Below are 26970 nucleotides of genomic sequence, written 5' to 3' on the forward strand. Positions count from 1 at the left end.
GACAATACATACGGGTAGTGGTAATTTAAAACCTATAAGAAAACTCGGTATTAATTCCGAGTTTTCTTATAGGTGTAAATAGTCGAGAGGGGTCGAAATATGAAGAAGAAGTTGTTTGTATTACCATTTGTCCTACTATTATTTATTGCATTAGCTGCTTGTTCAGGGGAAAAAGATTCGAAGCAAGCGGGCACTAGTAAATCAGGGACTCCGAAAGATGGAGGAACGTTAACGATTGGCGTTAGCGATAATCCAGATACGATGAATCCGCTTTATGCGAATGATCGTGTGTCATTAACTGTGCAGCAAGCTTTATATGCGCCGCTGTATCATATGGAAGACGGTAAGAAAAAGTTTGTTCTTGCTGAGAGCTTTACGCCTTCAGAAGATCAATTAACGTGGACATTGAAATTGAAAGATAATTTGAAATGGCATGATGGTAAGAAAATTACATCAGACGATATAGCATTTACATTCCAATCTATTTTAGATGAGAAGCAAAATAGCTCAAGTCGTGAAAACTTTATTTTTAAAGGAAAGCCGCTTGAGGTGAAAAAGGTAGATGAGTTAACAACTCAATTCGTTTTACCACAAGTAAGCGCATCTTTCGAAGGTGTGATGAATGATTTCTTCCCGATTCCAAAACATGTATTTGAAGGGGAAGCAGATTTAGCGAAGAGTAAGAAAAACTTACAACCTGTAGGGTCAGGTCCGTTTAAGTTTAAAGAATATAAATCAGATGAGTACGTTGCATTAGATCGATTCGATGATTATGTAGGTGGGAAAGCTAAATTAGACTCTATCGTATACCGAGTTGTAAAAGACCGTAATACAGCAAATGTTTCACTGCAAAATGGTCAAATCAACATGAAAATGATTGAGCCGCAAGACTTTAAGAAATTAGATAGCACTGGGAACTTCTCAATGGTGACATTCCCTGAAGGTAGATTATTCTACTTATCTTATAACATGAATACTGATCTTATGAAGAAAAAAGAAGTGCGCCAAGCAATTGCGCATGCGTTAGATAAAAAAGAAATGATTAACTCAGCATTCGTTTCGGGTGAATTTGCAGAACCAGCAAATTCAATCTTAACGCCAGACGCTATGTATTATGCGAAAGATATTAAAGACTATAAGTATGATAAAAAAGAAGCGAAAGATTTATTAGCAAAAGCTGGCGTGAAAGATAAAGAAAAAGTACGCGTGATGTATGTAACGAATAATAAAATCATGGAAAGCTTAGCGCTTTATACACAACAAAAATTAAAAGAAGTTGGCTTAGAAGTTGAACTAAATGCATTAGATGCTAGTGCAGCAAGTGAAAAAGGCTTAGATAAAGAGAATAAAGAATATGACATTACATTTGGTGGTTACATAATGGGACCTGAGCCAGATTCATATAAGAGCTTATTCTTAAGCAATGCTGAATACAATTATGCACGATATAAAAACGCTGATTTCGATAAGTTATGGGAAGAAGCTGCAGTTGAAACAGATAAAACAAAACGTGCAGAGCTATACCATAAAATTCAAGAAACAGCTAGAGAAGATGTACCTTATCTACCAATCGCATATCCGAAAGCAGTTATTGCAGTAGATAAAAAGTTTGATGGATTAAAAGAAGCAAAAGCAATTCCTGTCACAATGTTTGAAGATCTATCTAAGATTTATGAAGTGAAATAAGAAACAATAAAGAAGCTGGTGGAAATCAGCTTCTTTAGCTTGAGGGGGGAAGTTTGTGTATAAAGTAATTGCGAAGAGGCTTTTAAATGCAATTCCGCTTTTATTTGTTATTTCTATTATTTCTTTTCTATTAATAAAACTAGCACCGGGCGATCCGGTTCGAAACTTTGTAACGCCAAATATGAGTCCAATTGATGTGGAGCGTATTCGCAAAAGTTTAGGACTAGATCAACCAATTTACGTGCAGTATTTTTTATGGTTAAAAAACATTTTAACAGGGAACTTTGGTTACTCACTTCAAAATCATCGTCCTGTTTTAGATCTTATCGCAGAAAGGTTACCCGCAACAATTGGGTTAATGGGATCATCTTTACTTGTCTCATTCGTAATCGCAATACCACTTGGACTATTTACAGGTGTGAAAAAGAATTCATTCTTTGACCGCATTGTAAACTTTATTTCATACGTTGGTATTTCTATGCCGGTTTTCTGGTTTGCACTACTATTAGTCTACTTATTCTCTTTAAAATTGGACCTACTTCCGAGTATGGGTATGCGCACCGTAGGTAAAGATTCTGTTTGGGATATTGTGCAACACGGCATTTTACCTTGCATGGTGCTAGCGTTCCAAAACGTATCTGTTTATATGAGATATATTCGTTCAAGTACGATTCAGCAATTAGAAGAAGAATATGTACAAATTCAATATGCGTACGGCGCTTCAAAGAAAACGGTGTTATTTAATCACGTACTTCGAAATGTATTAATACCGATCATTACAATTTTCGGATTATCGATTCCAAGTTTAGTAGGCGGAGCATTTATTACGGAAACAGTATTTTCATGGCCGGGTCTTGGTTCACTTGGGGTAAATGCTATTTTTAGATTTGATTATCCGATTATCATGGCAATTACATTACTATCATCATTCATGTTAATTCTCGGTAACTTAATTGCTGATATTTTATATGGCGTAGTAGATCCGCGCATTCGAATGAGGGGGTGATTTGGAATGAATAATAGGAGATTTCAAACGATAAAACATAGCTTTACGAAAAATAAGTTTGTTGCAATGGGAGTTATTATACTTGCGATTTTAACGGTCGCATCAATTTTCGCATTCGTATCGCCGTACGATCCTAGCAAAATGTCGATTCCAGATCGCTTACAAGAACCAAGTATGAGTCATCCTTTCGGAACGGATGATTACGGAAGAGATTACTTAACGAGAGCGTTATATGGCGGACGAGTTTCACTTGCGGTCGGTTTTCTTGCGATGGTTGTTTCTATTACAATCGGTACCGCAGTTGGAACAATTAGCGGATATTTTGGCGGAAAGTTAGACAACTTCTTAATGAGGGTTGTTGAAGTACTTATGTCAATTCCATCATTCTTTTTAATGCTACTATTAAATGCGTATTTAAAACCAGGGATTACGACGTTAGTTCTTATTATTGGATTACTAACATGGATGGACACCGCTCGTATTGTAAGGGCAGAAACGCTATCTGTAAAAGAGCGTGAGTACGTTTTATACGCAAAAGTATCAGGACAGAAATCACTCACAATTATTGTAAGACATATCATTCCTAACATTTTATCAACCATTATTATCGCTGCGACATTAACAATTGCGACATCGATTTTAATGGAATCATCACTTAGCTTTTTAGGTTTAGGTATTAGAGAGCCAGATTCTTCTTGGGGTAGCATGCTAAACAATGCGCAAGGATATATTGGCGAAGCTTGGTATTTAACACTCTTCCCAGGATTCCTTATCCTTTTAACGGTACTTAGTTTTAACGTAATTGGTGAAGCATTAAAGAAAGCTTTCGCGCCAAAAGGAGCTGGAAATGAAAACTAAAGTGTTACGTGAAAGGAGTGAGAAGCGTGTCTGAAAAACTATTAGAAGTGAAAAATTTAAAGACTTCTTTTTTCATAGAAAGCGGAGAAGTAGAAGCAGTTCGCGGCGTTACATTTCGTTTAAATAAAGGAGAAGTAGTTGGTATCGTTGGGGAGTCTGGAAGCGGAAAGAGTGTGATGGCGAAGTCTGTTATGTCTCTCGTTACATCACCAGGGAAAGTGAAAGAAGGGGAAATTCTTTTTCATAATGAAAATATCCTTTCTAAATCTGAGAAAGAATTACGTTCTATTAGAGGAAATCAAATTTCACTTATCTCTCAAGACCCAATGTCAGCGCTAAATCCGGTCGTGAAAATTGGGAAACAAATGATGGAAGTAATTATACGTCATCAAAAAGTGAAAAAGAAAGAAGCAGAGCAAATCGCGGTCAACTTGTTAAAACAAGTCGGTCTTTCTTCACCAGAAGAAAGGGTGAAACAATATCCGCATGAACTAAGCGGAGGTATGAAGCAGCGAGTTATGATCGCAATGGCGATGTCTTGTAACCCTGACCTTCTCATTGCGGACGAACCGACGACAGCACTTGATGTAACGATACAAGCACAAATACTAGATTTAATGAAAAACTTAAAAAACGAAACGAACATGGCGTTACTTCTTATTACGCACGACTTAGGAATAGTCGCACAAAACTGTACACGCGTTATCGTTATGTATGGCGGACTTATTATGGAAGAAGGACCTGTACTTGATATTTTCCAATCGCCGAATCATCCATATACGAAAGGGTTATTAAACTCTCTGCCAAAAATCGCAAACGGCGTAAAAGAAAGACTTGCTCCCATTCAAGGTGTAACGCCAAACTTATTAAACCCGTCACAAGGTTGCCCGTTCGCAGAGCGTTGCCCGCATGCGATGGACATTTGTGAAAAAGAACGTCCACCATATTTTGAAATCGGAAACGAAAGACGTTCCATGTGCTGGCTAAACGATAGGGCGGTAGGTGATTTTCATGCATGAAGAAAACTTAATTGAAGTTCGGAACTTAAAAAAGTATTTTCCTATTAAAAAAGGACTATTCGGCAGAAAAACAGAGCAATTAAAAGCAGTCGACGACCTAAGCTTCACAATTAAAAAGGGTGAAACATTCGGATTAGTAGGAGAATCGGGCTGCGGAAAATCAACGACAGGAAGAAGTATCATTCGCTTACACGATGTCACTTCAGGTAACGTTTTATTCGACGGAAAAGACATCGCAAGTTTAAAGGAAAGTGAACTAAAAGAATATCGAAAACGAATGCAAATCATTTTCCAAGATCCATACGCATCATTAAACCCGGCAATGAATGTATTCCAAATTATTAGCGAACCAATGAACATTCACGGTTCTTACGAAAAAGAAGAACAAAAAGAAATCATTTTAGACCTTCTGAAAAAGGTAGGATTAAAAGAAGAACACTTATATCGCTACCCGCACGAATTTAGCGGAGGCCAGCGCCAGCGCATTAGCATCGCGCGTGCATTATCTGTAAAACCAGATTTCATCCTATGTGACGAACCAATCTCAGCACTAGATGTTTCCGTCCAAGCACAAGTCGTAAACATGCTGCAAGACATCCAAGAAGAAACAGGAGTCACATATTTATTCATCGCACATGACCTATCTATGGTAAGACACATATCAGACCGCATCGGAGTCATGTACTTAGGAAACATAGTAGAAATTGCCGACAGTGAAGACCTATACACAAAACCGGCACATCCATACACACAAGCACTACTCTCATCTATGCCAGAACCAGATCCAACAAACATTGGCAAAGAACGGATTATCCTAGAGGGAGAAGTACCGAGCCCACTAAACACACCATCCGGCTGCAAATTCAGAACGCGCTGCAAATTCGCCACTGAAAAATGCGCACAGGAAGTACCGAAGATGGTTGAGATTGCGAAGGGGCATGAGGTGGCTTGTCATTTGTTTTAGAGGAAGAGCACTAGGGGGGACCTGGTGCTTTTTTCTTTGTAGGTGGACGTGGTGTGGGATTGGTTGTTGGTTTTGGTGATAGTTTTCACGAAATTTGTCGGTAAATCGATATGTTGTGTCGAAACGTTGATATATTCGGAGTTACGATCGATATAATTGAATAATCGTTGATATATTTTTGTAAAGAGTGGGATTAGTTGTAGATTAATGTAGAAATTTAATGTTTTCGAAAAAAAGAATTGACTTCTATATTAGTTGTAACTAAAATAGTTACATAAAGATGTAATAAATTTAGTTACAACTAATATCTGCTAAAAATATGATTTATATATTTAATTAAGGATGGTGGTCCATACGTTGCCACCCGGTGTAGAAAGTTACTAACACATTCAAATCGATGCATATTCTAAGCTTTAGTATTTTCTGTTACGGGGCAATAAGGTGAAACGTTATCTTTTGTTAAAAACCTTGGTGGATCTTTCTTTGGAAATATTAGTTTTGGGGAAATATAGTAAGGTATCTAAAAAAGAATAAGGTATAAAAAGATGTACCTATATAAACCAAAAATTTAGTTGAGCTGGATAATAAAAAAAAGGTAGGAGATTTAAATGGAGACGAAACAAGATAATCTTATTTACGTATGGGATGCATATTGTGGATGGTGCTATGGTTTTTCAGAAAGTATTAAAGGATTTTACAAAAACCACACTGAAGTGCCATTAACGGTTTTATGTGGAGGGTTATTTTTGGATAATTTACCAATGAAACACTTCTCATATATAGAAGAAGGAAATAAAAGAATTAATCAACTTACAGGTACTGAATTTGGTCCTTCCTATCAAAAATTGGTGGAGGAAGGGACTTTTAAAATGAATTCGAAAGATGCTGCAATTGGTTTTTCAGCTTTACGCTCATTAGCGCCAGACCGTTTATTAGAATTCACTTCGGCTATGCAAAAAGCGTTTTATTATGAGGGCCAAAGTCTGAGTGATCCTGAAACATATCGCAAGATTGCAATCGAGCATGGTTTGGACCCTGAACAAGTATTAGAACGTTTAAACGCTCAAGAAACAATAATAGATGTCCAAAATGATTTTAATAAAGTTCGACAGCTTGGTGTTAATAGCTATCCTTCATTACTTTTACAAAAGGATAATCAAATTATTCCTATTGGTGGTGGCGTAATGACACCGGATAAAATTGAAGCGCGTTTTAAAAATTTATATTAAGAAAATTTAGGATACAGTAGCAAACATGTTATCTTAGGCCACCTGACATTCATCTCCGGAATATTCGCCAGTACTATTACACTTTCAGATAAATGGGAGTGGGAGATTTTATCCCGCTTTAACGGGCAGTAAGACCCCCACCTCAAAATTCAGTGGAAGCAAAGAAGTTAGGTGGGGGATCAACTGTCCGTAAAAGTCCGATTGGTTCAACTAATAATCAGTGGGGGATGAACAAACCCCCCACTGATTAAAGTTTCACTTTATCGGAACAAGATAAAAATATGATAATTAGTTCATAACTTTAACAAAAGGAGAATAACATACTATGTTTAAAACAATCGATACAAATCAAAAAGATGTGAAATTAACGGTGTTTAGTTCGGACGAAAAAAGCTTTATGGTCACAGCAACATTAGTTGAGAAAGCAGGACATGCATTTTTAATAAACTCAAAATTTACTCAATCTGATTCGAAAGAAATTATTGAGTATCTGAAAAAAAACAACTTATCTCTAGATAAAATCTTTATTATTCATGGGGATCCAGACTACTACTTTGGATTAGAGAGCATTAAAGCCGTTTACCCAGAAGCTATAGCGTATGCAACAGAGTCTACTGTTGAACATATCGTTCATTCTGTCTTAGGAAAATTAAAAGTTTGGAAAGACGCCCTTGGAGAAAATGCGCCAAGTAACGTGGTATTACCTCAAGTATTTAAAGAAAAAGCGATTGGTTTTCAGGGGTTAACATTTGAACTAGTAGGCTTAGATCATTACAGAACTAGCCTATTTAATAAAGAACTAAAAGTATTAATTGGTGGTATTGATGTATTTAACGAAATACATGTATTCTTAGCGGATACTAGCTCAAAAGCGGCTATGGAGGCATGGATTGAGAACTTGAAAGTATTACAAGCATTACATGCTGACATAATTGTGCCTAGCCATGGATCAATCGAAAAATCCCTAAATAATCAAGCACTTACTGCGACAATGGATTATCTAAGAACGGCGGTTCAAGCTTCTGAGGAAAGTGGAACTTCAAAAGATTTTGTGGCAAAACTTGAAGCAGCATATCCAGGCTATGCAAATAAAGGTGTATTAGAATTAAGTGCAAAAGTTGTAACAAAAGAAATGCCTTGGGGTTAATGATATGAATAAATATCAAAAACTATTACATGAAACGTATGTGTTAACTGGCGAAGGGAAATTGGATGCGTTCAAAACGTATTTAAGTGAAAATGTATCTTGGACAGAAGCTGCTGGGTTTCCATATGCAGGTACTTATATAGGTCCAGATGAAGTAGTGAAAAACGTACATGAACGTCTTGGCACGGAATGGGATGACTATAGTGCTAAAGATGAAATTTATACTTTTAATAACGATACTGTTATCGTGTATGGAAAATATAGTGGAACATATAAAGCTACAGGGAAGTCATTTGTAGCAGATTTTTGTCATCTTTATAAGTTTGATGAGAACGATAAGGTTAAGAAGTTTATTCAAATTGTGGACAGTGCAACTGTTAATGAGGTATTAAGTTAGAGTTAATCGTTTCTAACATTACCCCTGACATTACATTTTGGGGAAGGTTTCTCCTTCTTCAAGCTTTTTATAGAAGAAAACTTATTTAAGTAGAAGAGGTAGGTATATATGAAATTAGAGAAAAGTTTAATCATAACAATTATTTCTGTATTTATTTTAGGAGTAGTTTCGACTTTGGTATATCAAGCTTCCACCGGTAATAACAAAGGGAACTCAATAAAGAGTGAAAATGTCGCTTCTGTATCAAAAGAAGTAAACGAAAATGAAAAGAATAAAAAGATGGTAGTTGATTTCTATAATGAAGTTTTTAACAAACATAATATCGATATTATCCCTAAATATGTTAGCGAAGATTATAAGCAACATAATCCTTTTGTTGCTGATGGACGAAAAGCCTTCATGGATTTCTTTAAGGAGGATTTTGTTAAAAATCCTAATTCCTCTGCAGAGATTAAACGTGTAGTAGCTGAAGGGGATACAGTTGCTCTTCATGTACACTCTCGTACTAATTCTCAAGATAAGGGAGTTGCTATAGTGGATATATTTCGTATCAAGGATGGAAAGATTGTCGAACACTGGGATGTAATTCAAGAGATTCCAAGTGAAGCAGCTAATGATAATACGATGTTTTAGAGAGAAGATATATTTAATAATTGTTTAATTGATAGTGCTTTGTAGAATTTAGAAATTTAGATAAGTAAAGGAGATGTCCCAGTACCATGCTTGGGACATCTCCTTTTTGTTGTAACGATATTTAATTTATTGTTATTTGTATTTTTTTATGTACTACTATTCAAGTACATATCATTTTAGGCGGTTTTCTTTTATCCCGCATTAACGGGCAGTAAGATCCCCATCTCAAAATTCAGCGAAAGCAAAGAAATTAGGTGGGGGGCGGGCTGCCCGTAAAAGCCCAATTGGTGAGGGCTGATTAAAGTTTCACTTTATGCTTCTATATCTTTTCCTTCTTCTACACCAGCAAAAGCAAATCAGATAAAAATGTAGGGCTTAAGTAACTAAAATGAAGAAAAAGCCATACAAGTAGTATGACTTTTTTATGAAACAATTAAGCTTTTGGCGCAGGTGGTCTTCCGTGGTCGTAAGCAGGTGCACCAGTATTACCATCAGCTATACCCCAAGGCTCCCCGTGTGTGTAAGATGAAGACCACCCTTCTCCATGTGTATATTCTGGAGAAGTACCAATATGCCCATCACTAAATGCTAAATCAGGTCTTTGTGGTGCAGGTGTGTCACCTTTGTTTAATGCCGAAAATTCTAAGTTGTTACTTATACCAAAAGTCATAATTCCAGCTAACGTTAAACCTGCTATTGCTAATCCAAACTTTTTCATTACTTTAACGCCCCTTTAGCTAATAGTTTTTTCTTTGCTTCATTACTCATATAAAAATATTTACTAGCCTTCACATGATGTTCCTCTGCATAAAATTTATTCGCTAATCGTTCTGCATATTCTTCAATGCAATCCCATAACTCTTCTTTTTTAAAGTATGAAACTCCTGCTAATAAAACAGCTTCTAATTCTGTAGTGTTAGACGTGTTGTTCAATTTTTCTAAAATTTTAAAGCGATATTGATATTCTTTATTTGCTAATTCATTGCAAATGTTTAAGCCTTTTTCGATGAGTTGGGATGCTACTTCCGTTTCGCCTAATTTTAAATTTTCATCTGCTTGTAAATATAGGGCTTTAAAGTGATTTGGCATATTTTCTGTAACCTCTGATAAGTGACGAATTGCTAAAGAGGAAAGATTTTGATTTGCATATAATAGTCCGATGTTATTTCTAACACGTAGTAACAATGTTCTTTCATTTTTACTTTTTAGAATATCTATGGCAGTGTTAAAACTTTCTTCGGCTTGTTCAAATTGCCTTAAATCTATACAAGCTAATCCAAAAACATTGTCACATAATGCTACATTAATTTTATAGTCTGTGTGTTTAGAGAAAATATCTTTAGCTATTCGTATGTAATCAATAGCTAAAAGCGGTTTATAGATTTGATAATAAAATGAAGCTAAACGGTAATTAAATTCAGCTTCTTCTACTTCATTCATTGCGTACATTAAAAGTTTTTTCGCCTTCTCAAAATATTCTTTTGCTTCATTATAGTCTGCAAGAATTGTGCTGTGAATAGCTTTGAAGAAGTGATAATAATAGGATAAAAAACTACTATCAGGTATATCAAAGGAGTTAATTTCATTAAAGCTATCTTTTGTAATGTTAAGTCCATCGGTTAGTACTTTATATCTAAAGTCTAATAATGAATAGTATAATAATAAATTTTTATCTTCTTTTATACTGGAAAGCTTATCTTCAACTTCTTGTTTTAAGTTTGTTGCTTGTACATTTTGATGTTGTAGTATAGCTTGATACCAGTCATTAAATAATTTTGAAATCTGTTCATTCCCCTTCACTGGAACACGCATATAATCCCTTCCTTTTCTGAATAGTCTTACATTAAATAATAGCAAGAATAGAATATAATGGAAATTTAAATTTGGTATTTCTCAACATTTGTTTAACAATTTTATTTTCAATTCAAACAAAAGGGATTAATTTAAACTCTCTGATTAACACCTCCCCATTCCCATCAGCAATTGAGAACTATCCCCTTATAAAGAACAAAGAGATTCTACATAATAATTAGTTCAATCATCAGTACAAGCTCTTTTTCTTTTTAAAACTTTTTCTTGGTATTTCTTCTTAAGGAATTCAAACTCCAGCTTCTCACTTCTCCTAACTATTTATCATTCATAAAAAATATTTATAGTTATATACATTGATCTTTGAATATTATGTTAAATATAAGGTGATAAAGAATTTCCTAACACTTTAGAAGCCTAACAAAAAATGCAATAATCTCACATGGATATATCGTATTTTTGGTATATAATTGTTCTTATGAAGTGCATAATTTCGAAAAGACATAAATGTTTTTCCTTATAATTCGGCAGGATTTTATATAGAAAGAAGAGTGATGAAATAGGAAAAAAAGACGTATTACGGAATATTTGGTGTCTATTTTTAGAATTCACGGCGGTAATTGCTAGTAAGATTAATACTTATAATAAAGAACAAATAGGAATTCGTGAATTATTCATTATGCAATTTTACAATGGTATATATAGTACATTTTTTTCTGCTATTGGATCCCTTTCTGTAGCAGTAGTAGCATCTCTATTTACCCAAAATTTATATAATAATTGGTTTGTATTTTTTATAATATTTATGATTTTGAATAGCCTTATGCTTTTTGTGAATCTGTCGTCGAAAACATTGAATGTTCCAATGATTCTCATGCGATTAATCTTTTCTTTGAAAAATAAATTTCATTCATTTAAACGTTTAATGTTTTACATAGTAAAATTGTATATAGCTGTATGGCTATCAATAAGTAGTCTGTATCTTATACTTTTGCACTTTTTTGTTCAATATAATGTTCCTGCTGAACATTCCTATATATACGCTTTAATTTTATCTGTTGGACTATCAGTAGCTGGTGTTTATTCTTTTCCTGTAAAAAAAAGTGATAGAGATATCAATGAGCTGCTAGTCTCACCTGTATTCATTATGTTTAATATTTTTCTAGGATATAAGACATCTAAAACTAATATATTAAATAATGCAAGCCAAGGTAACACCAGTATGGCAGGATATCTATTGACTCTTTTTTTTATTGCTGCTTTTGTACAAGTTATTACCTATTTAAAAAAACTTTTTGAAATGCTTCATCAGTTACCTGAATATGAAAAAGAGATAAATAATTATTCTAATCAGGGGAAAGAAAGGTTCGTATTTTTAAAAGAGTATTTTAAGGAATCCTTGATGTGGGTCAATCAACTAATTATGGATTTTAAATCCAAAAAAAATGCTAAACGTAAATTGTTACTATTGATAAGCTTTTTCTTAATTATGGCTATTGGAGCAATTTATTTTAGTAAGGTTATAGCGCTTGGAATAAATTACTTAGAAGAAATAATAGTTTTATTTAAGTTAGAAAACTTAATCTCGAAAATCTTTGTGTATATAATATTATTGGTTTTCTGTCTGTTATTAATCTATAAATTGTATATTTGTCTTTTTTTAGCATTGAAAAGAGATACTAATTTGAAAAGAATTGAACGATGGGAGTATTTTAGCTTAGCCCTTTTTATTTTTGGAATATTAATTGTTCTTGGAACAACTATATTTTCAATAAGATCAAGTTCTAATAGTACCCTAGTTGCTGGTGGATTTATTGTAGCATCAACTATTATTTTTTCGGGAGTGGATTTGATTAAAAAGTTCTTAAGCAAACAAAAAGAAGCAAAAAAAGAAGATATAAAATAATAGTAGTAATGACTCAATGAATATGCTATTTTAAATTCAAATAACCTAAGCAATAAGAATAAGTTTGATAGAAAACAATTTAATAAATTTTTTATTTTTTCTATATAAAGGATTTCATTATACAAAAGTTTTGAAAGTAAAACAGGTAATGCGATAAAAGAAACATTAAATAAACATCTCAATCAAATTCGAAATGAGATACTTTCTAAATAATATGATTTAATTAATAGTTGTGAAAAGAAATAAAAAATAAAGAATTGCTATTATTATTTTAATCTATATGCATACAAAAAAGTCCTTTTATGTAGGACTTTTTTCTTATTTGGAAAGTAAACTTTTTATTATTAGTTTGCTTTCCTTTCCTTTCTTCAACCCCCTTAATTCACATCAAATCTCCCAATATCCTCTAAATATACAACAAAAGAATACATTCAAAACATGCTTAAAAATTAAGGTTTTTAAGTCGGAGGAAGGCACCTTTTGGGTGTCTTTTTTATTTATGTATTTTTATAGAAAATATTTGAAATATAATACAGTAGATTATATTATTATGTGTGTATGATTTCTGGTTTTAAAAATTAATAGGGGGGAAACAATAATGAAGTTAGGAAAATTAGCATTGATTGGGGCGTTAACTTTTAGCGGTTTTACTGCAATAGAAATGAGCAAACCTACCTCACAAGCAGCTGCAGCTTACTCAGATCCACTTAATGATGATTGGGGATTTAAAACCATTGTGGATTTACAAAATTCAGAGGAAAGTACATATCAACCAGATTGGAAGATTGGGAATTTAATAACTGGTGATACATTTTACTTAACACAGCACTTTGGTAGAGAACATTTTGGTGCGCAAATGAAAATTTTTAAAATCCACACAAATGGTACCCTAGAACGATTCCAAACAATAGAACCAGAATTTATTCCTGGAACAGAAATTTGGCAAACCCCTATCACAGATAGCTATACAAGCGGTACTTATGTCGCTGCAATTAAATATCGTGGTGAATTCACGTATTCAAATCAATTTACAATCAATTAGGGATATAACGTGATCATTTATTTTTTACGAAACCCACCCTTTTGCTTCCGACGGCGACGAGGAAGCAAAAGGGTGGGTTTTTTGTTATCTTTTTCTAAAATTTGTTTCCTAAAAACATACGCAGACACTTCACGTACAATGGCTTTCACAAATTCTTTTAGAAGCTCAAACAAAAACTCCATAGGTATATTACCCCCTTTCCTTCCAAATGGAAAGAAGGGATAACCAATCAAACTCACAATAAACAGTTAATCCTATTTTATTATACTAGTACAATCTCACCAATATAAAAAAGACCACCATTACTGGCAGTCCTTTTTTGGTAGTTTTAGAAATTAAATTATAACATATTAATATAAAAATTATAAATATACTTTTACAAAAGATACTATAAGTTTTTTATAATTCTTGATTTCTCAGTTTCCATTGCATACTGAATTTTCCTGTAAGTATTAATAACTACCATTAAAATTATCAATCCACTAGATTATTAGAAAAAACTGGTTATCTACATAATTGTTTGGTAAAATATAGATATAATTTAAGAGGGTAAAGTTAATATAGATCAACTAAGTAATGCTAAGAAAATGTTTTATTGCATAAAAAAAGGCTCCATTGCTGGAGCACTCAAAATAAACAAACGAATTAAAACAAGAAACAGACAATTTAACTATATAGATAAAACATAAATAAATCTATATATATGTAAAAATGCATATAAAAACTCTATTTATTGATGCTATAATAGGTTTACTCGATGATTGTTATATTTTTTTTATGGTTTTTAAGCAATAAATACCTTCTTAACACCAAGTGTACAAGAAAAGAAGACATCTTAAGTGATGTCTTCTTTTCTTATATAATAAAAACACAATAAAATTAAGATGGTTCAAGTGGGAGGAAGGCACCTTTGGGTATCTTTTCTTTGTCGAATTTGCCTAATAGGTGCAGCACCACATTGCTATCAAGTTAAAAAATTTTTTCACCCAAAACAAAAGAACGAGCTGAATTCACATAAATAACTATGGAAGAAAACAAAAACTTGGGATTAAAGAACTTGTGATGTATGACTATATTGGCTGTTTTTATTCAGAAGGATATATTAACCCTGATTATACATTTGTATTTAATCATAAGGATATCGAAGAAATTATATTTGTAGGTTTTATAGAGGAGGAAGAAGAGGTATTTGTAGGATTGCTTAATTGAATATAATCTAGAAACAGATGATCTTCAAATTCCGATAAAACTAGCAATCTCCACGCCAAACTTGGACAAATCTTAAGTGGGGGAAAAACGGACGCGAAAATGATGAAGAGATTACTATTTTCAAATCAGTTGGTTTGGCTGTAGTAGATATTATCGTTGCGAATTATTTGTATGAGAAAGTAGTGGAGCGTGGGATGGGATTGAGTTTTGAGGGGCTGCCTTTTGGTGGTCTTTTTTGCATGAAATCTTGTAAAGCTAGAAAAAGTAGGATATTTAACGATTAGAATTGAATATTCATATTCTAATATTCAATAGAAAGATAAAACGTTTAAAAGTTCAGAATAATAGATTATAATATGTTTAGTAAAATTAACCAATAAATATTTTGCTCATTATGTATTAAAGGGGAAATGAAAATGGCTGGACAAATTCGTATGTCACCAGAGGAGCTTAAATCGAAAGCGACTCGATATGGACAAGGTGCAAATCAAATTGAGGACATTTTAAGTCAACTACAAAACTTGCAAAATGAATTAAGAGGAGAATGGGAAGGACGTGCTTTTGAAGGTTTTGACCAACAGTTCAATCAATTAAAGCCAAAGGTACAAAACTTTGCACAGCTATTACAAGAAATTAATATGCAGCTTAATAAAACTGCAGAGGCTGTTGCTTCTCATGATGAAGAATTATCACGTAATTTCGGTTTGAAATAAAAATTGTCATACTCTATATAACAAGCATTTTAAATGAGCCATACAGCTTATATTGTATGGCTCATTTGATTGCATGCCCAACTTAGCTGGACACACGTTTAAAAAGAGTGATATTGATAGGGAGTTTTCATATATTTATTGGGATTTCTTTGGCATGTTCTGAAAATTAGAGAAAGGATTTGAGTGATGGGACAATTTCAAAGTAATTTTCAAACGGCACAACAAATTGCTACGCAGATGAGAACAGCCTCGAATATAATCCAAAGTGCAACAAATCGTTCTATAACAAAGGCGACGCGTACAACATTATCTGTTAATTTCAAAGCACAAGAAGCGAATCAACAAATGTTAGACTTGACGAAACAATTTTCCGCTGCCTTTCAACAAGCGGTTGATAATATTCATTCAGTAGCCCAAGAGTTTGAGAGAATGGATAACGAACTTCACAACACTTTTCGCTAATGTGACAACCTACGTAAAGGTAAAATGGCAGGAGGAATATAATGAGTCAAGATATTGAAAAACAAATCAATCAAGTAAATCAAAAGTTAAGAAGTGTATTTGAAGAACAAGACCGAAATCAATCCGCGATTCACATTCAGGAGCAAGCGGAAGCAGCTTTTTATGAATGGAGAGGTCGAAACCATCGTTTGTTTGATCGAATTTTAGGAACTTGGCATGGTGATAGAGAAATGTCTCAGTTTTTTATGAATACATATCAAGAGGCACAACATATTGAACGAAAAGTCACATTTGAATTGGAAAACCAAAAAGAAACGTTGCTTAAAGAAAGACGAAACCTTAGTGATTTAGAAAACGACCTTTCCTATCAACAACAACAACAATTAGCGAGGGAGGTCAATGCATGAGCTTAAATATGTATTTAGGAGAAGTACAAGGCCAAACTCAAAGCATGAATGCTGTATGTAACGCTACTATTCAAGGTATGGAACAAGTCATTCAGTCAATTGATGCCTTTGCAATTGATACTGTTCTACAAGGCCAAACTTATAGCAGTGCAAAATCATTTTTTGTACAAACCTTTCGTCCTTTAGCGCAAGGAATCATTTATCTGTGTGAAGAGTTAATTCGCCAGAACGATGCTTTTCCAAGTCAATTTCAATCACAAGTCGCTTCCACAGATGTAATTGAACAAGAAATATTAGAACAAATTCGAGAAATTGACCGAATGAAAGCAAGTATGGAAGCCATCAGTCAAGCTATGCCAATCCCAGGTATGGAAGCTATGGTAAATCTTTTTACTGTGATGAGGCAAAAACTGCAAGAAAAACTAGAACATCTATATGAATTTAATTATACTTCTAGTAGTAATTATGATACTGCTCTCCAACTAGCTGTTAGCATTGCGACAGGTTTGGCGGAAGTTCAAAGTGGAAAAGGCTTTAGTCCTGCAAGTGGTACATTTAGTACGCAAGGGTTGAATATGGATTGGATAGCGCCTATTCAGAAAATTACAGAAAAGAAAATTACAGAAAAGAAAACTCTTGAAGCAGATAAGAAAAAGTCACGAGACGAAGATGCTAAGTTCATGGAGGGATCAGTAAAGGGTAAAGAAGGAAAGCGAATTGGATTTGAGGCTGAAGGGTCTATAATGGGAAAAAAGAGCAGCTTCTCTAATGGTGATAAGCTTACTAAGGAACGATATATTGATGAGCTTTCAACAAAGGCTATAGCTGGGCAATTGGATGTGAATATACCCTATGATTGGAAGAGTTTAAAAGAAGATGTATTTGCTAGTAAAGTTATTGGTTTAAAAGGGGAAGCAGGTATTTTAGATAACTCATATAAATTTAAATCCACAATTCCTTTCATGACACCTTTAGGTATTATACAATTAAAAGATAGAGAGGTTACAGTTACTCAAAAAATTTTTTCAGGAGAAGTTGTAGCAGGTATTGACGATTACTCCTTAAAAGCAGCATCGGAAGCTTCTACACTTAAGTATGAAGTAGAAGTAAGTATGCTACATTTTCCAGATTGGTTGCCAATTATTGGAGATACAGATCTGAAAATTAAAGGTGATTTGGGATTGGGCGCAATAGGTTTGAAAGGTAGCGTTGGAAAAGAAACTGGTATAACAGTTCCTGTTTTAGAGGGGTTTACTGTGGGAAGTAGTTTTAAATTTGAAAAATCTGAGGAGAAAAAATGATATGAAAACACCATCGTATAAACCATTATATATTTTAGTTTATGTCGTAATATCCGTATCTATTATAGGGTTAATGATTACTCCATCCAACAATTGGTGGGAAAAGTTGTTAGGAACTATCGTTCTCATTCTTTTGGGAGCAGGTTTAATATGTTTTTTAAAATTTGGACGGTGGGCGCAAGAGAAATTTTATGATAAATTTACAAAAAAACGGGATTAATATAAGACTGGAGTAATTAAGATATGCGTACAATAAATAGAATTCTCACTTTTACTGTATGTATTATGTTTATGTTGTTAATTGGGGCTTCTTCTACTATACGGTTAGAAGATAAAATTTTACTTATAGGTTTGCTGCTAATTTGCAATGTTATTGCATACTTTACAGTAGAGTATATCTATAAACGTATAGACAATAAGAAAAAATAGTAGATTTATAATTCTCGGAATTTATTCAATATTTAGGAGGCAAAAGTATCAATGAAACTATTACCAATTGGAACAGTAGTTAAGCTAGAAGATATGGAACAAAGCGTTATGATTATTGGAAGAATGGCTATTTCAGAAGATAAACGTGAATTTGATTATGTAGGTGTTCTTTACCCTATTGGATTTATAGGTAATGAGAATGTGTTGTGTTTTAACTACGATAAAATCAAAGAAGAAATGCATAAAGGATACATGACAGATGAAGAATTAGTTTTACGTGAAAAGTTATTAGAAATGTAAATAAAGCTTTTGTTTATAAATATCCTTTTAGTAAGAATACTTTAAACGTCTTGGTAGAAATCTTTAAAAGATGACATGCTATAATTTAGCATGTCTTTTTTATGAAAAAAATTCTTCCTATCTAAATATCTTCCTTTCTGCCAATTTCATATGCTGCTCTAGATGCTTCGAATAACTTTTGATTACGTTGGTATTTAACTTGTTTTATGATAATTGTGGCATACTGATTTAAGGTGGTTTTGGTGCGAAGTTCTTGCAAGTAATCTACTAAACTTGGACATACCAGCAAAATCTCCGGCTTTTTGAAATTTTTGATAAGTCTAGATCTTATTAATGGGTTGATCTTCTTTTCAAGAAGGGAATAATATTCCACAGAAGGTGTAAAATGGGGGGTTAATTTAGATGGTGATGGTGAAAACGGGTGCGAAAAAAACTTGGTCAACAGTAGCGGGGTGGTTTAATTAACATGAAAAAAAATACAGATTTTAATAAAAAAGCTTTTGAATATTATATGGCTCTTTATGCTGTAAATGATATAAGATCGACTATAATTACTCTTGTGATTGGGATAGCAGATATATTTGTGCTTTTACCTGCTTTTGCGAATCCTGTTCAACCGATATATATGTACATAATAGTTCCACCAGTTGCTTTTTTAAATGTATGGGCAATATGGATTGTTATAAATCCTAGGAAGCGGCAATTACAATACACTCTATTTCGTGGGGTATTTGGCATCGTATGTTCAGCAGGATTGTTAGTTATAACCCAAAAGTTTGCATATGGAATGTTAGGATTACAAACTCCTATCTATTTTATTTTTTCGGTTGGTTTGTATATTTTTGCTTTGTATTATTATTATAAAAATCATATTAAAAAACTTCAGGAATCAATCAAAAAATCAAAATCATCGAAAAAAAACTCTGGTTTCGGAGTATTGGCTTTTGTAGGATTGGGTCAACTCATTGCTAATATCTGTCTTGGTTTTGCAACACAAAAGATGGTAGCAATTGTATTAGTGTGTGTATACTCCATGCTTTCGTTTATGTTGTTTCATTTCATTATGGAACTCCATAGGTACTATTATTTAAGGAAGCATATAGAAGATGGGGGTAGAACACATGAAACCTTTTAAAGAGGTTTATTGAATTTTAAGTATTGTGATTTATGGAAGGAAACAAAAACTTATGGTTAAAGAACCTGTGATGTATGACTATATTGGCTGTTTTTATCCAGAAGGAGGAAAGCTGATATGCAAGCATTTAAAGTTGGGAAATTAGTCACATTCGTTGCAATTATAATACTTCTTGTAGTTGCTATTTTATCTCCTTACAACTTATTTAAAAAGATTTATTTTATTATTGGTGTTCTTATTATTGGCGCAATTTCACTTGGTACAAATAAATTCTTTGAACTGATACACAGTAAATTTAATAAGAAATGATATTACTTATGTGATAAAGAAATTCCCCTCTAAATCATTAAGGATTTAGAGGGGAATTTCTACAATATGATTTTACTGGATTACGTGGAACTAAATTAGTCCATCACCATATTGGTGGTGGTCAAGCTGTTGGTGTTCCGCTGCCACTACATCCTGGTTTTGGAGGGATTCATAACGCAGAAAAATTGATTGGAGCATGGGGGAAAAGATGCAGGATATGTAGAAATGCTTCAGAAATTTATTGAACATCATACATTAGGCGGTAAATAAAAAAAATGAAAAATGAAATGAAAAATTGTTTTGATAAAATAATTAGAGAGTGGCAAGATTGTAATAATTCATTGCCAAAATCTTTATGGATAGAAGAAGCAGAGGCTTTTATCTATGAAGGAGAACCAGATATAGAGGGATACGTATTCTGGAAACCGTTAGAAAAAAATATAATTCATGATTTTTCTAATATAGAAAAAGATTTGGGGATACAATTATATAATTCAATTAAAGAATATTATAATTCTTATTGGTTTTTAGACTTAGGAGGTAATTATTTAGGTTATGATTTTGAATTAAATTCTGTTATACCAGGAATTGAACTGCATGATTTTTATGTATCTTTACAAGGGTACCAAGGCGCACATGATAATCAACTGAATAATATTCCTATTGGTATGGAATTTAATGGTCTCTTGGTAGTTGTAGATAATGAAAATGGACAAGTAAAATTAGAAGCTTATGAAAGCGGAAGCTTCGAAGTAATCTGTGATAGTTTAGCAGAATTAATTTTAAATCTTTCATAATCAAGAACCTGGTCGAATACAACTTGTAGATTATCAGATACATCACGATACTGGTCATACAGGTGGATATAAAATTTGAGGAAAAGATAGGGCGGTTTATAATTATGAACAACATTACATGGATTAATGTAAGTGAGAAAAAAGTTACAGATGAACAAATTGAACAATTAGAAGAGTACTTTGGTATTAAATTTCCTAATGATTTTATTGAGTGTGTAAAGAAATATGATGGTGGCTATCCTACTCCAGATACATTCAATATTCCTAATCAGGATGAAGATTCACTTAATAACCTTTTAACCTTAGACTCTGAGAGAAAAATTTCTATGCTGCAAACATATAATAGTATAAAAGATAGATTGGTAGATAAAGTATATCCTTTTGCTAGAGACCCGTTTGGTAACCTTCTATGCTTTGATTACCGAAATAATCCTCAGTCACCAACAGTCGTATTTTGGGACCATGAGGAAGAAGAAATGGAAGAATCCATCTATCCTGTTTGCTCATCTTTTGCAGAATTACTTGATAGCTTATATGAGTTTGAAGACGAGGACGAATAATTAATTATGAGTAACAAAAGTAAGACTTATGTGAATTACGCATAAGTCTTTTTAATATTAACCCAAAGTTAAGAAGATTGAGGGGGAAAATTCTCATGAATCTAGGGGAGCTAGTTTAAAAGAAATTAAAAGACAATTAAATATACCTAGATTTCAACACCCGATTAGTCAAAAAATGGTACCATTAACAGATAGTAATGGTAAAAGGATATTAAATGATAATAAACAGCCTATTATAACTCGAGAATTAACATATGAAGTAAAAGGTCAAAAAATTATAATTCAAGATCATTCAGAGGGTCATAAGTTTGGAGAAGGTGGAATTGGAGATCAGTCACCGCATCATAATGTAAGAAATGAATACAATACACGAACAGGACAGGTAGATCGTATGGAGGATTATTATTATTTTGAGAAGAGAAATAATAAATAGGGAGTATAAAAATGATTGATCAATTTAAATTTTTAAATCCACAAGCGTTAATTAGTATTTTTGGGAAAATACCAAAGTTTGAAGAATCAGAGTTATTAGATGTGCGTCTTAAAAGAGATGGTCCTACTTTAGTTATTCAATTGATGACAAAGGAAAATGTTGAAAACAAGCCAAAAAGATGGGATAAGTGGGATGTAATTTATGTAGAGATATCTTTCTTTACTATTCATAATTTAACAATAAAAGGTTTAGGGACAGAAAATATAATTGATTATTTTGAAATAAATACGATAGAAGAAGGTTTATTAAGAATTAAGTGTAAGAATCAAATGTTAGTTGAGTGCTCGTTTGAATGGGCGAAGGTAGAAGGAGTAACCCCAGGCTTAATAGGATTACCGTAATTTTGATGGGAAGTAGATAGTTAATTTTTATAATATTCATATTTTAATGTTTTGGGGTTAAATAAGGAATGTATAAAGGACATTTGAAACGTTGATAGTGTTGCAAACATATGAAGCGGAAATTACTAAAATTAAGATACCTAATTATATACCTGTATTAGGTGATTATGATATAAGTTCCAAAGGTGAGATTGTAATAGGTGGGTATGGTTATAGATTCCGCAGGAGTTTCATTTAAGTTTGAGAAGGAAGCGAGATAATAGAATGCGAAAATTTTCAAAAATAGTTATATGTGTTGGTGCGTTAATAATGATTATACTAGGCATGATTGTACATGATACATGGAAGGATAGGATTTATTTTTCTTTAGCTGTACTTTTTGTTACCGTACTTTCTTTACTATGGAATATAGTTGCTCATAATATTATGGATAAATTTAGGGGGAGAGAATGAATAGTTATGAAACTTTTACTGATTGGAACAGTAGCGGGGTGGTTTAATTAACATGAAAAAAAGTCTAGATTTTAATAAGAAAGCTTTTGCACATTATATGGCTCTTTATCCTGTAAATGAAATAAGAGTCCACGTAATTGGTCTTGTCCTTTTGGGGGCGGATGTGTTTGTTCTTTTGCCTGCGTTTGCGAATCCTTTTCGATTACTCTATGTATATATAGTAACTCCTCCAGTTGTTTTTTTAAATTTGTGGGCGATATGGATTGCTATCAATCCTCGGAAACGACAGTTACAATACACTCTATTTCGAGGAGTATATGGCACCATATGTTCAGTCGGATTATTAGTTATAACTCAAAAATATGCTTATGAAGTGTTACAATTACAAACTCCTATCTATTGTATTCTTTCATTTGGTTTGTATAGTTTTGCTTTGTATCATTTTTATAAAAATCATATTGAAAAACTTCAGGAACCAAGAAAAAAATCAAAATCATCGAAAGGAACTGGTGGTGTAAAAGTAGCAGCTATTGCAGCGGGATTGGTGCAGTTAATTGCTAATATAATTCTTAGCATTGCAACACAACAGATGGGTGCGATTGTATTTATGTGTGCATGCACAGTGTTTTCGTTTGGTTTGTTTTATATGATTATAGAACTCCATAAGTATTATTATTTACGGAAGCATATAGAAGATGGAGGGAAAATACGTATAGGCTTTTAAAGAGAATTTGTTGCATTTCAAGTATATAATCGCATTCTTCTTATGGAAGCCATTCACGAGGCTTATAGCAATAAAAGATGTATAGGTGGAAGGTTATATTCTGGTAAAACATCTGAAGGAATGGAAATTAGGTTTGTTCTTATTAATGGTAAGATTATAACTGTTTATCCAATGCATTAAAGAATGTGAGGTACTCAAAAATGAAAGTAACTACTCAGCCCATAGTTAAAAATGCAAGACAATATAGAGGTAATTGCTAAGAAGCACTCCTCCTAAGTTTCAGATGAAATTAAATGATTGAATATTTATATTTAAATAACTGTCTATTTATGCTTTAATATTTCTATGTACATAACTGGAATGATTAGGAAATTGTATTTAATATCTTTTAAGAAAGGGGAATGTTTTTTTATATGAAAACTCCAGAAAATCAATTTAAGCGTGCACTTAATCCTTGGTTCTCCATTTGGACAAAACCACGTGATACAATGAAAGAAATTTTTATATCCAAACCTAAGAATGTGTTTTTACTCATTTTACTAGGCTCATTCGTACAGACTTTAGATCGAGCATCTTCTAAAAATATGGCGGATTCAATAAGTAGTCCAGTTTCAATAATCTCAATGGTTATATTCGGTACCTTCGTTGCTTTCTTAATTTATTATTTTTTGCTACCAGCGTTATTTAATTGGGTGGCAAAAAAACTTGGTGGACAAGGTACCTTTGAAAAAACACGTTACTCAGTTGCCTATTCTTATATCCCTTACGTTTATTCTCTTATATTAGTTTGGGTGCCTTCATTTTTCTTGTTTGGGATAGAAAACTTTACGAGTGAGACACCGGAAATGGATAGTAGCATAACTTTAACGATTTTGTTTCTTATTTTTGCCATAATTGATATAGTTATTGGAATTTGGACAATCATTATTTCCTTAAAATGTTTAGGGGAAGCACACCAATTTTCAGCATGGAAAGCATTATTAACAATAATAATATCCTTTATGATTATCATTCTTCCTTTGGTAATAATAGTATTTCTTATAGTAGGGGTTACAACTTTTTAATCATTTATTTGCCTCTTATTTATCCAAATGTTTTCTACGCGCTGTTAGTAATTGTTACAGGGTGAACAACCACATGATTCGGATGTTCTACTTAGCGAAGCGTATGACCTATATGATCAAATTGATCGCCCGTTTTACGGCCTGTTCTTCTTATTATTAGTGTTAACAGGAATTTGTGAAGGCAAACTTGAAAATCAAATATTAAACTATTAAAACCTTAAGGGAGCTGAGTAGATTGTCTTTGTTCGTCTCTTATTTTCCGATCGGAGGCTAATTATTACCAATTGGTTCTGTAGCTCTTATAGAAGAAATTAATCAACCTCTTATGATTTATGGAAGAAAGCAACAACAAGCTGATAATAAATTATGCGATTATGTTTCTTGTCCATATCCTCATGGTAATTTATCAAAAGAATATAATGTGTTTTTTAATCATAATCAAATAATTCATTTATTATTTAAGGGTTTCGAAACAGAGGATGAATTAGAATTAAGAAGTAAATTATCTGAGTTTTAGTGAAAATGGAGAAAATATAATATGGTTTTAGGAATTTCATATTCTGATATTTTTCATATCATAATTATTGTTTTGGTTTTTTTCATTTTTTGGAGATTGAATACTTGGTATAATAAAAAATATAATGTTCCTAAGGTTTTTCAATGGTTTCCTAGAAGATGGGGAAAAAGAAAAGTTTCAGAGCATTTGTCTCAACTAGATAAAAAGTTAGAAGCTGAAGGTAAAGGTATCTGGGTTACAATCTATGCTATAGATTTGTACATTGTAACTATTCCTTGTACAGTAAAAAAATATAAATCTTAATACATATATGTGTATAAAAAAGACCTTTTATTTTAAAATAAAAGGTCTTTTTTATGATGATTGAAATAGTAATTTTAAGTGAATTAAATTTGAAATGTATCAAGAATATTATCTTTTTCTTCTTTATTAATTCTAAAATATTCCATAGTGATGTGTGGTGTGCTATGGTTAAGAATTTCTTGTAACATAGCAACATCTTTTGTTTGTTTATAGAACCAATAGCCGAAGGTTTTTCGCATGGTGTGAGTACCATTGGATTCTACATTGGCAAAATCTCCGGCTTTTTGCAATTGTCGATAATACGTGTTTTTTCGTCATACAAAAACCCCTACATATAAGTAGAGGTTTTTAAATTATATCTTAATGAATTATGCTTTTTTAGATAAAGCAAATCGAGTTCAGGTAAACGAAGAACATAGAATACATAATTTTAACTAGATTTATTATTAACTAAACTATCCCCACCACCAAGCTCCGCCTCAATCTGCGAAGTCTTCGATGACTCATCCATACGCCAATACGTAATAAAGCTGATCGCGATACATCCAGCTACGTAGAAGTAGAATAGTGATTCCATTCCGATACTCTTTAGCCATAATGCGATGAACTCAGCTGTTCCGCCGAATATCGCAACGGTTAATGCATATGGTAAACCTACACCAAGTGCGCGAATTTCAGTTGGGAAGAGTTCGGCTTTTACAATTGCGTTAATGGAAGTGTAGCCAGTAACGATAATGAGGCCGACCATCATAAGTAAAAATGCTACGATTGGTTCTGTCGTTTTTTCCATGAAGAAGAAGATCGGCGCTGTTAGTAATGTTCCGAGAATACCGAATGCCATTAATAGTGGGCGGCGTCCAATTTTATCGGATAATAGCCCCGCAATTGGTTGAAGTACGACGAAAATAAGTAGTGCGACAAAGTTAATCCAGCTTACAACTTCTTTCGGGAGACCGACTGTGTTTACCATGAACTTTTGTAAATATGTTGTGTACGTATAGAATGCGACAGTGCCTCCTAATGTTAGGCCGACTACTGTTAATACTGCTTTTGGATGTTTCATAAGAGCGCGAACGGTTCCTGCGCTTTCGCGTTTTTGCGATTTTATGTTTGAAAACTGCTCTGATTCATCCATCGTGCGACGAAGCCATAATACAGCTACTGCACCCATCGCTCCAATAATGAATGGAATGCGCCAGCCCCAAGCTTTCATATCTGGTTCGCTTAGTAATTGCTGAAGAACAATTTGAACGCCTAACGCAACCATTTGCCCAGCAACGAGCGTTACATATTGGAAACTTGAATAAAAGCCGCGGCGACCACTACTAGCCATTTCAGATAAATATGTGGCAGAAGTTCCGTACTCTCCGCCAAGTGATAATCCTTGTAGTAAACGGGCAAGAACTAAAATAATTGGTGCCATAATACCGATACTTTCGTAACTAGGTGTACAGGCGATAATGAAAGAACCACCGGCCATAACCGTAATCGAAAGTGTTAATGCTGCCCGGCGTCCGTGCCGATCTGCATAGCGTCCCATTAATAAACTTCCGATAGGGCGCATTAAAAATCCAACTGCGAAAATAGCCGCTGTGTTCAGTAACTGACTCGTTGGATCGCCTTTAGGAAAGAACTCTGCTGAAAAGTAAACAGCGAAAGCAGAGTAAACGTACCAGTCGTACCATTCAATTAAATTGCCGACAGAACCTTTGAAAATATTGCCGGCGACTCGATTAGATTTTACTTGAGCCATAATC

General features: G+C 33.3%; 34 protein-coding genes and 5 pseudogenes. 34 read left to right on the top strand and 5 right to left on the bottom strand.

The window, feature by feature from the left end:
* The first annotated feature begins 99 nt into the window (after positions 1-99).
* From ACTFRH_RS00890 to ACTFRH_RS00930, 9 genes are all read left to right on the top strand, one after another.
* On the top strand, positions 100-1686 hold the full coding sequence (locus ACTFRH_RS00890) for an ABC transporter substrate-binding protein (protein ID WP_000727701.1): 1587 nt from the start codon (positions 100-102) through the stop codon (positions 1684-1686).
* A gap of 55 nt (positions 1687-1741) precedes the next feature.
* Entirely contained in the window at positions 1742-2692 is a 951-nt protein-coding gene (locus tag ACTFRH_RS00895; RefSeq protein ID WP_000278770.1) for an ABC transporter permease, read from the top strand.
* Between the two features lie 6 nt (positions 2693-2698).
* Positions 2699-3550 carry an ABC transporter permease gene (locus tag ACTFRH_RS00900; RefSeq protein ID WP_001065280.1) on the top strand — a complete coding sequence of 284 codons (852 nt, stop codon included), beginning with the start codon at positions 2699-2701 and terminating at the stop codon, positions 3548-3550.
* A gap of 26 nt (positions 3551-3576) precedes the next feature.
* Positions 3577-4569: an ABC transporter ATP-binding protein gene (locus ACTFRH_RS00905; RefSeq protein ID WP_001291150.1), complete on the top strand. Its 993-nt coding sequence runs from the start codon at positions 3577-3579 to the stop codon at positions 4567-4569.
* The gene (locus tag ACTFRH_RS00910; RefSeq protein WP_000544131.1) at positions 4562-5533 is read left to right on the top strand and encodes an ABC transporter ATP-binding protein; all 972 of its coding nucleotides are present in this window, start codon (positions 4562-4564) and stop codon (positions 5531-5533) included. Before ACTFRH_RS00905 ends, ACTFRH_RS00910 begins: the two co-directional genes overlap by 8 nt.
* Before the next feature lie 608 nt (positions 5534-6141).
* The gene (locus tag ACTFRH_RS00915) at positions 6142-6762 is read left to right on the top strand and encodes a DsbA family protein (RefSeq protein WP_000448616.1); all 621 of its coding nucleotides are present in this window, start codon (positions 6142-6144) and stop codon (positions 6760-6762) included.
* A 325-nt stretch (positions 6763-7087) separates the two neighbouring features.
* The gene (locus ACTFRH_RS00920; RefSeq protein ID WP_000477258.1) at positions 7088-7909 is read left to right on the top strand and encodes an MBL fold metallo-hydrolase; all 822 of its coding nucleotides are present in this window, start codon (positions 7088-7090) and stop codon (positions 7907-7909) included.
* A gap of 4 nt (positions 7910-7913) precedes the next feature.
* Positions 7914-8306, top strand: a complete 393-nt coding sequence (locus ACTFRH_RS00925) for a nuclear transport factor 2 family protein (protein WP_001046364.1) — start codon at positions 7914-7916, stop codon at positions 8304-8306.
* 108 nt (positions 8307-8414) lie between these two features.
* Complete coding sequence (locus ACTFRH_RS00930) at positions 8415-8939, top strand: nuclear transport factor 2 family protein (protein ID WP_000764216.1); 525 nt, start codon at positions 8415-8417, stop codon at positions 8937-8939.
* Positions 8940-9372: 433 nt separating this feature from the next.
* On the opposite strand, the gene ACTFRH_RS00935 is transcribed toward ACTFRH_RS00930, so the two are convergent.
* Together ACTFRH_RS00935 and ACTFRH_RS00940 are read right to left on the bottom strand one after the other, a co-directional pair.
* Positions 9373-9657: a hypothetical protein gene (locus ACTFRH_RS00935; protein ID WP_000713272.1), complete on the bottom strand. Its 285-nt coding sequence runs from the start codon at positions 9655-9657 to the stop codon at positions 9373-9375.
* Entirely contained in the window at positions 9657-10751 is a 1095-nt protein-coding gene (locus tag ACTFRH_RS00940; RefSeq protein ID WP_001265862.1) for a RapH N-terminal domain-containing protein, read from the bottom strand. The genes ACTFRH_RS00935 and ACTFRH_RS00940 overlap by 1 nt, the downstream gene beginning before the upstream one ends.
* Before the next feature lie 676 nt (positions 10752-11427).
* On the opposite strand from ACTFRH_RS00940, the gene ACTFRH_RS00945 reads away from it, so the two are divergent.
* Both ACTFRH_RS00945 and ACTFRH_RS00950 read left to right on the top strand, forming a co-directional pair.
* Positions 11428-12654, top strand: coding sequence for a hypothetical protein (locus tag ACTFRH_RS00945; RefSeq protein ID WP_001161090.1), 1227 nt, complete (start codon positions 11428-11430; stop codon positions 12652-12654).
* A 598-nt stretch (positions 12655-13252) separates the two neighbouring features.
* On the top strand, positions 13253-13696 hold the full coding sequence (locus tag ACTFRH_RS00950; RefSeq protein ID WP_000765890.1) for a DUF5065 family protein: 444 nt from the start codon (positions 13253-13255) through the stop codon (positions 13694-13696).
* A 17-nt stretch (positions 13697-13713) separates the two neighbouring features.
* Here the strand turns inward: ACTFRH_RS00950 and ACTFRH_RS00955 are convergent, their stop codons facing one another.
* A complete protein-coding gene (locus ACTFRH_RS00955) occupies positions 13714-13878 on the bottom strand; it encodes a hypothetical protein (RefSeq protein WP_000394761.1) in 165 nt (54 codons plus the stop codon).
* 841 nt (positions 13879-14719) lie between these two features.
* Here ACTFRH_RS00955 and ACTFRH_RS00960 point away from each other — a divergent pair.
* The 23 genes and pseudogenes from ACTFRH_RS00960 to ACTFRH_RS01070 form a co-directional block, all read left to right on the top strand.
* Positions 14720-14905, top strand: a pseudogene (locus tag ACTFRH_RS00960) (DUF4176 domain-containing protein); the annotation flags it as partial.
* Between the two features lie 116 nt (positions 14906-15021).
* On the top strand, positions 15022-15189 hold the full coding sequence (locus ACTFRH_RS00965; protein ID WP_332309764.1) for an ornithine cyclodeaminase: 168 nt from the start codon (positions 15022-15024) through the stop codon (positions 15187-15189).
* Between the two features lie 132 nt (positions 15190-15321).
* Positions 15322-15618, top strand: coding sequence for a WXG100 family type VII secretion target (locus ACTFRH_RS00970; protein WP_000918603.1), 297 nt, complete (start codon positions 15322-15324; stop codon positions 15616-15618).
* Between the two features lie 186 nt (positions 15619-15804).
* On the top strand, positions 15805-16080 hold the full coding sequence (locus ACTFRH_RS00975; RefSeq protein ID WP_000529653.1) for a TIGR04197 family type VII secretion effector: 276 nt from the start codon (positions 15805-15807) through the stop codon (positions 16078-16080).
* A gap of 41 nt (positions 16081-16121) precedes the next feature.
* Positions 16122-16487, top strand: coding sequence for a DUF3958 family protein (locus tag ACTFRH_RS00980; RefSeq protein WP_000076115.1), 366 nt, complete (start codon positions 16122-16124; stop codon positions 16485-16487).
* Positions 16484-17788, top strand: coding sequence for a T7SS effector LXG polymorphic toxin (locus ACTFRH_RS00985; RefSeq protein ID WP_000056055.1), 1305 nt, complete (start codon positions 16484-16486; stop codon positions 17786-17788). Before ACTFRH_RS00980 ends, ACTFRH_RS00985 begins: the two co-directional genes overlap by 4 nt.
* A gap of 1 nt (position 17789) precedes the next feature.
* A complete protein-coding gene (locus tag ACTFRH_RS00990) occupies positions 17790-18008 on the top strand; it encodes a hypothetical protein (RefSeq protein WP_000856866.1) in 219 nt (72 codons plus the stop codon).
* Positions 18009-18268: 260 nt separating this feature from the next.
* The gene (locus ACTFRH_RS00995) at positions 18269-18517 is read left to right on the top strand and encodes a DUF4176 domain-containing protein (protein ID WP_000771620.1); all 249 of its coding nucleotides are present in this window, start codon (positions 18269-18271) and stop codon (positions 18515-18517) included.
* A 466-nt stretch (positions 18518-18983) separates the two neighbouring features.
* Positions 18984-19652 (top strand): hypothetical protein, encoded by a 669-nt coding sequence (locus tag ACTFRH_RS01000; protein WP_000742389.1) that lies wholly within the window; start codon positions 18984-18986, stop codon positions 19650-19652.
* 13 nt (positions 19653-19665) lie between these two features.
* A pseudogene (locus tag ACTFRH_RS01005) lies at positions 19666-19758 on the top strand (DUF4176 domain-containing protein); the annotation flags it as partial.
* Positions 19759-19769: 11 nt separating this feature from the next.
* Positions 19770-19961: a hypothetical protein gene (locus ACTFRH_RS01010; RefSeq protein ID WP_001147554.1), complete on the top strand. Its 192-nt coding sequence runs from the start codon at positions 19770-19772 to the stop codon at positions 19959-19961.
* Between the two features lie 104 nt (positions 19962-20065).
* A pseudogene (locus tag ACTFRH_RS01015) lies at positions 20066-20206 on the top strand (hypothetical protein); the annotation flags it as partial.
* A gap of 30 nt (positions 20207-20236) precedes the next feature.
* On the top strand, positions 20237-20758 hold the full coding sequence (locus ACTFRH_RS01020; protein WP_000787238.1) for a SecY-interacting protein Syd: 522 nt from the start codon (positions 20237-20239) through the stop codon (positions 20756-20758).
* Positions 20754-20837, top strand: a pseudogene (locus ACTFRH_RS01025) (HNH endonuclease); the annotation flags it as partial. The gene ACTFRH_RS01020 and the pseudogene ACTFRH_RS01025, both read left to right, overlap by 5 nt.
* Positions 20838-20862: 25 nt before the next feature.
* Positions 20863-21318: an SMI1/KNR4 family protein gene (locus tag ACTFRH_RS01030; RefSeq protein ID WP_001060032.1), complete on the top strand. Its 456-nt coding sequence runs from the start codon at positions 20863-20865 to the stop codon at positions 21316-21318.
* A 175-nt stretch (positions 21319-21493) separates the two neighbouring features.
* Positions 21494-21751 (top strand): HNH/endonuclease VII fold putative polymorphic toxin, encoded by a 258-nt coding sequence (locus ACTFRH_RS01035; protein ID WP_000249009.1) that lies wholly within the window; start codon positions 21494-21496, stop codon positions 21749-21751.
* A gap of 11 nt (positions 21752-21762) precedes the next feature.
* Positions 21763-22152 (top strand): immunity 50 family protein, encoded by a 390-nt coding sequence (locus ACTFRH_RS01040; protein ID WP_000566917.1) that lies wholly within the window; start codon positions 21763-21765, stop codon positions 22150-22152.
* Positions 22153-22657: 505 nt separating this feature from the next.
* Positions 22658-23329 carry a hypothetical protein gene (locus ACTFRH_RS01045; protein ID WP_440048801.1) on the top strand — a complete coding sequence of 224 codons (672 nt, stop codon included), beginning with the start codon at positions 22658-22660 and terminating at the stop codon, positions 23327-23329.
* Between the two features lie 42 nt (positions 23330-23371).
* Positions 23372-23509, top strand: coding sequence for an EndoU domain-containing protein (locus ACTFRH_RS01050; protein ID WP_080545857.1), 138 nt, complete (start codon positions 23372-23374; stop codon positions 23507-23509).
* A 233-nt stretch (positions 23510-23742) separates the two neighbouring features.
* Entirely contained in the window at positions 23743-24393 is a 651-nt protein-coding gene (locus ACTFRH_RS01055; RefSeq protein WP_000856487.1) for a Yip1 family protein, read from the top strand.
* Between the two features lie 51 nt (positions 24394-24444).
* Positions 24445-24606 (top strand): hypothetical protein, encoded by a 162-nt coding sequence (locus ACTFRH_RS01060; protein ID WP_003300196.1) that lies wholly within the window; start codon positions 24445-24447, stop codon positions 24604-24606.
* A 112-nt stretch (positions 24607-24718) separates the two neighbouring features.
* Entirely contained in the window at positions 24719-24910 is a 192-nt protein-coding gene (locus ACTFRH_RS01065) for a DUF4176 domain-containing protein (RefSeq protein WP_000639126.1), read from the top strand.
* 21 nt (positions 24911-24931) lie between these two features.
* On the top strand, positions 24932-25213 hold the full coding sequence (locus ACTFRH_RS01070) for a hypothetical protein (protein WP_000242737.1): 282 nt from the start codon (positions 24932-24934) through the stop codon (positions 25211-25213).
* A gap of 83 nt (positions 25214-25296) precedes the next feature.
* Here ACTFRH_RS01070 and ACTFRH_RS01075 read toward each other — a convergent pair.
* A pseudogene (locus ACTFRH_RS01075) lies at positions 25297-25512 on the bottom strand (tyrosine-type recombinase/integrase); the annotation flags it as partial.
* 131 nt (positions 25513-25643) lie between these two features.
* Positions 25644-26966, bottom strand: coding sequence for an MFS transporter (locus tag ACTFRH_RS01080; protein ID WP_000079853.1), 1323 nt, complete (start codon positions 26964-26966; stop codon positions 25644-25646).
* Positions 26967-26970: the final 4 nt, after the last annotated feature.

Origin of the sequence: Bacillus cereus group sp. MYBK216-1 (genome assembly GCF_051916495.1) — a bacterium.
GTDB classification, from domain to species: domain Bacteria; phylum Bacillota; class Bacilli; order Bacillales; family Bacillaceae_G; genus Bacillus_A; species Bacillus_A thuringiensis_K.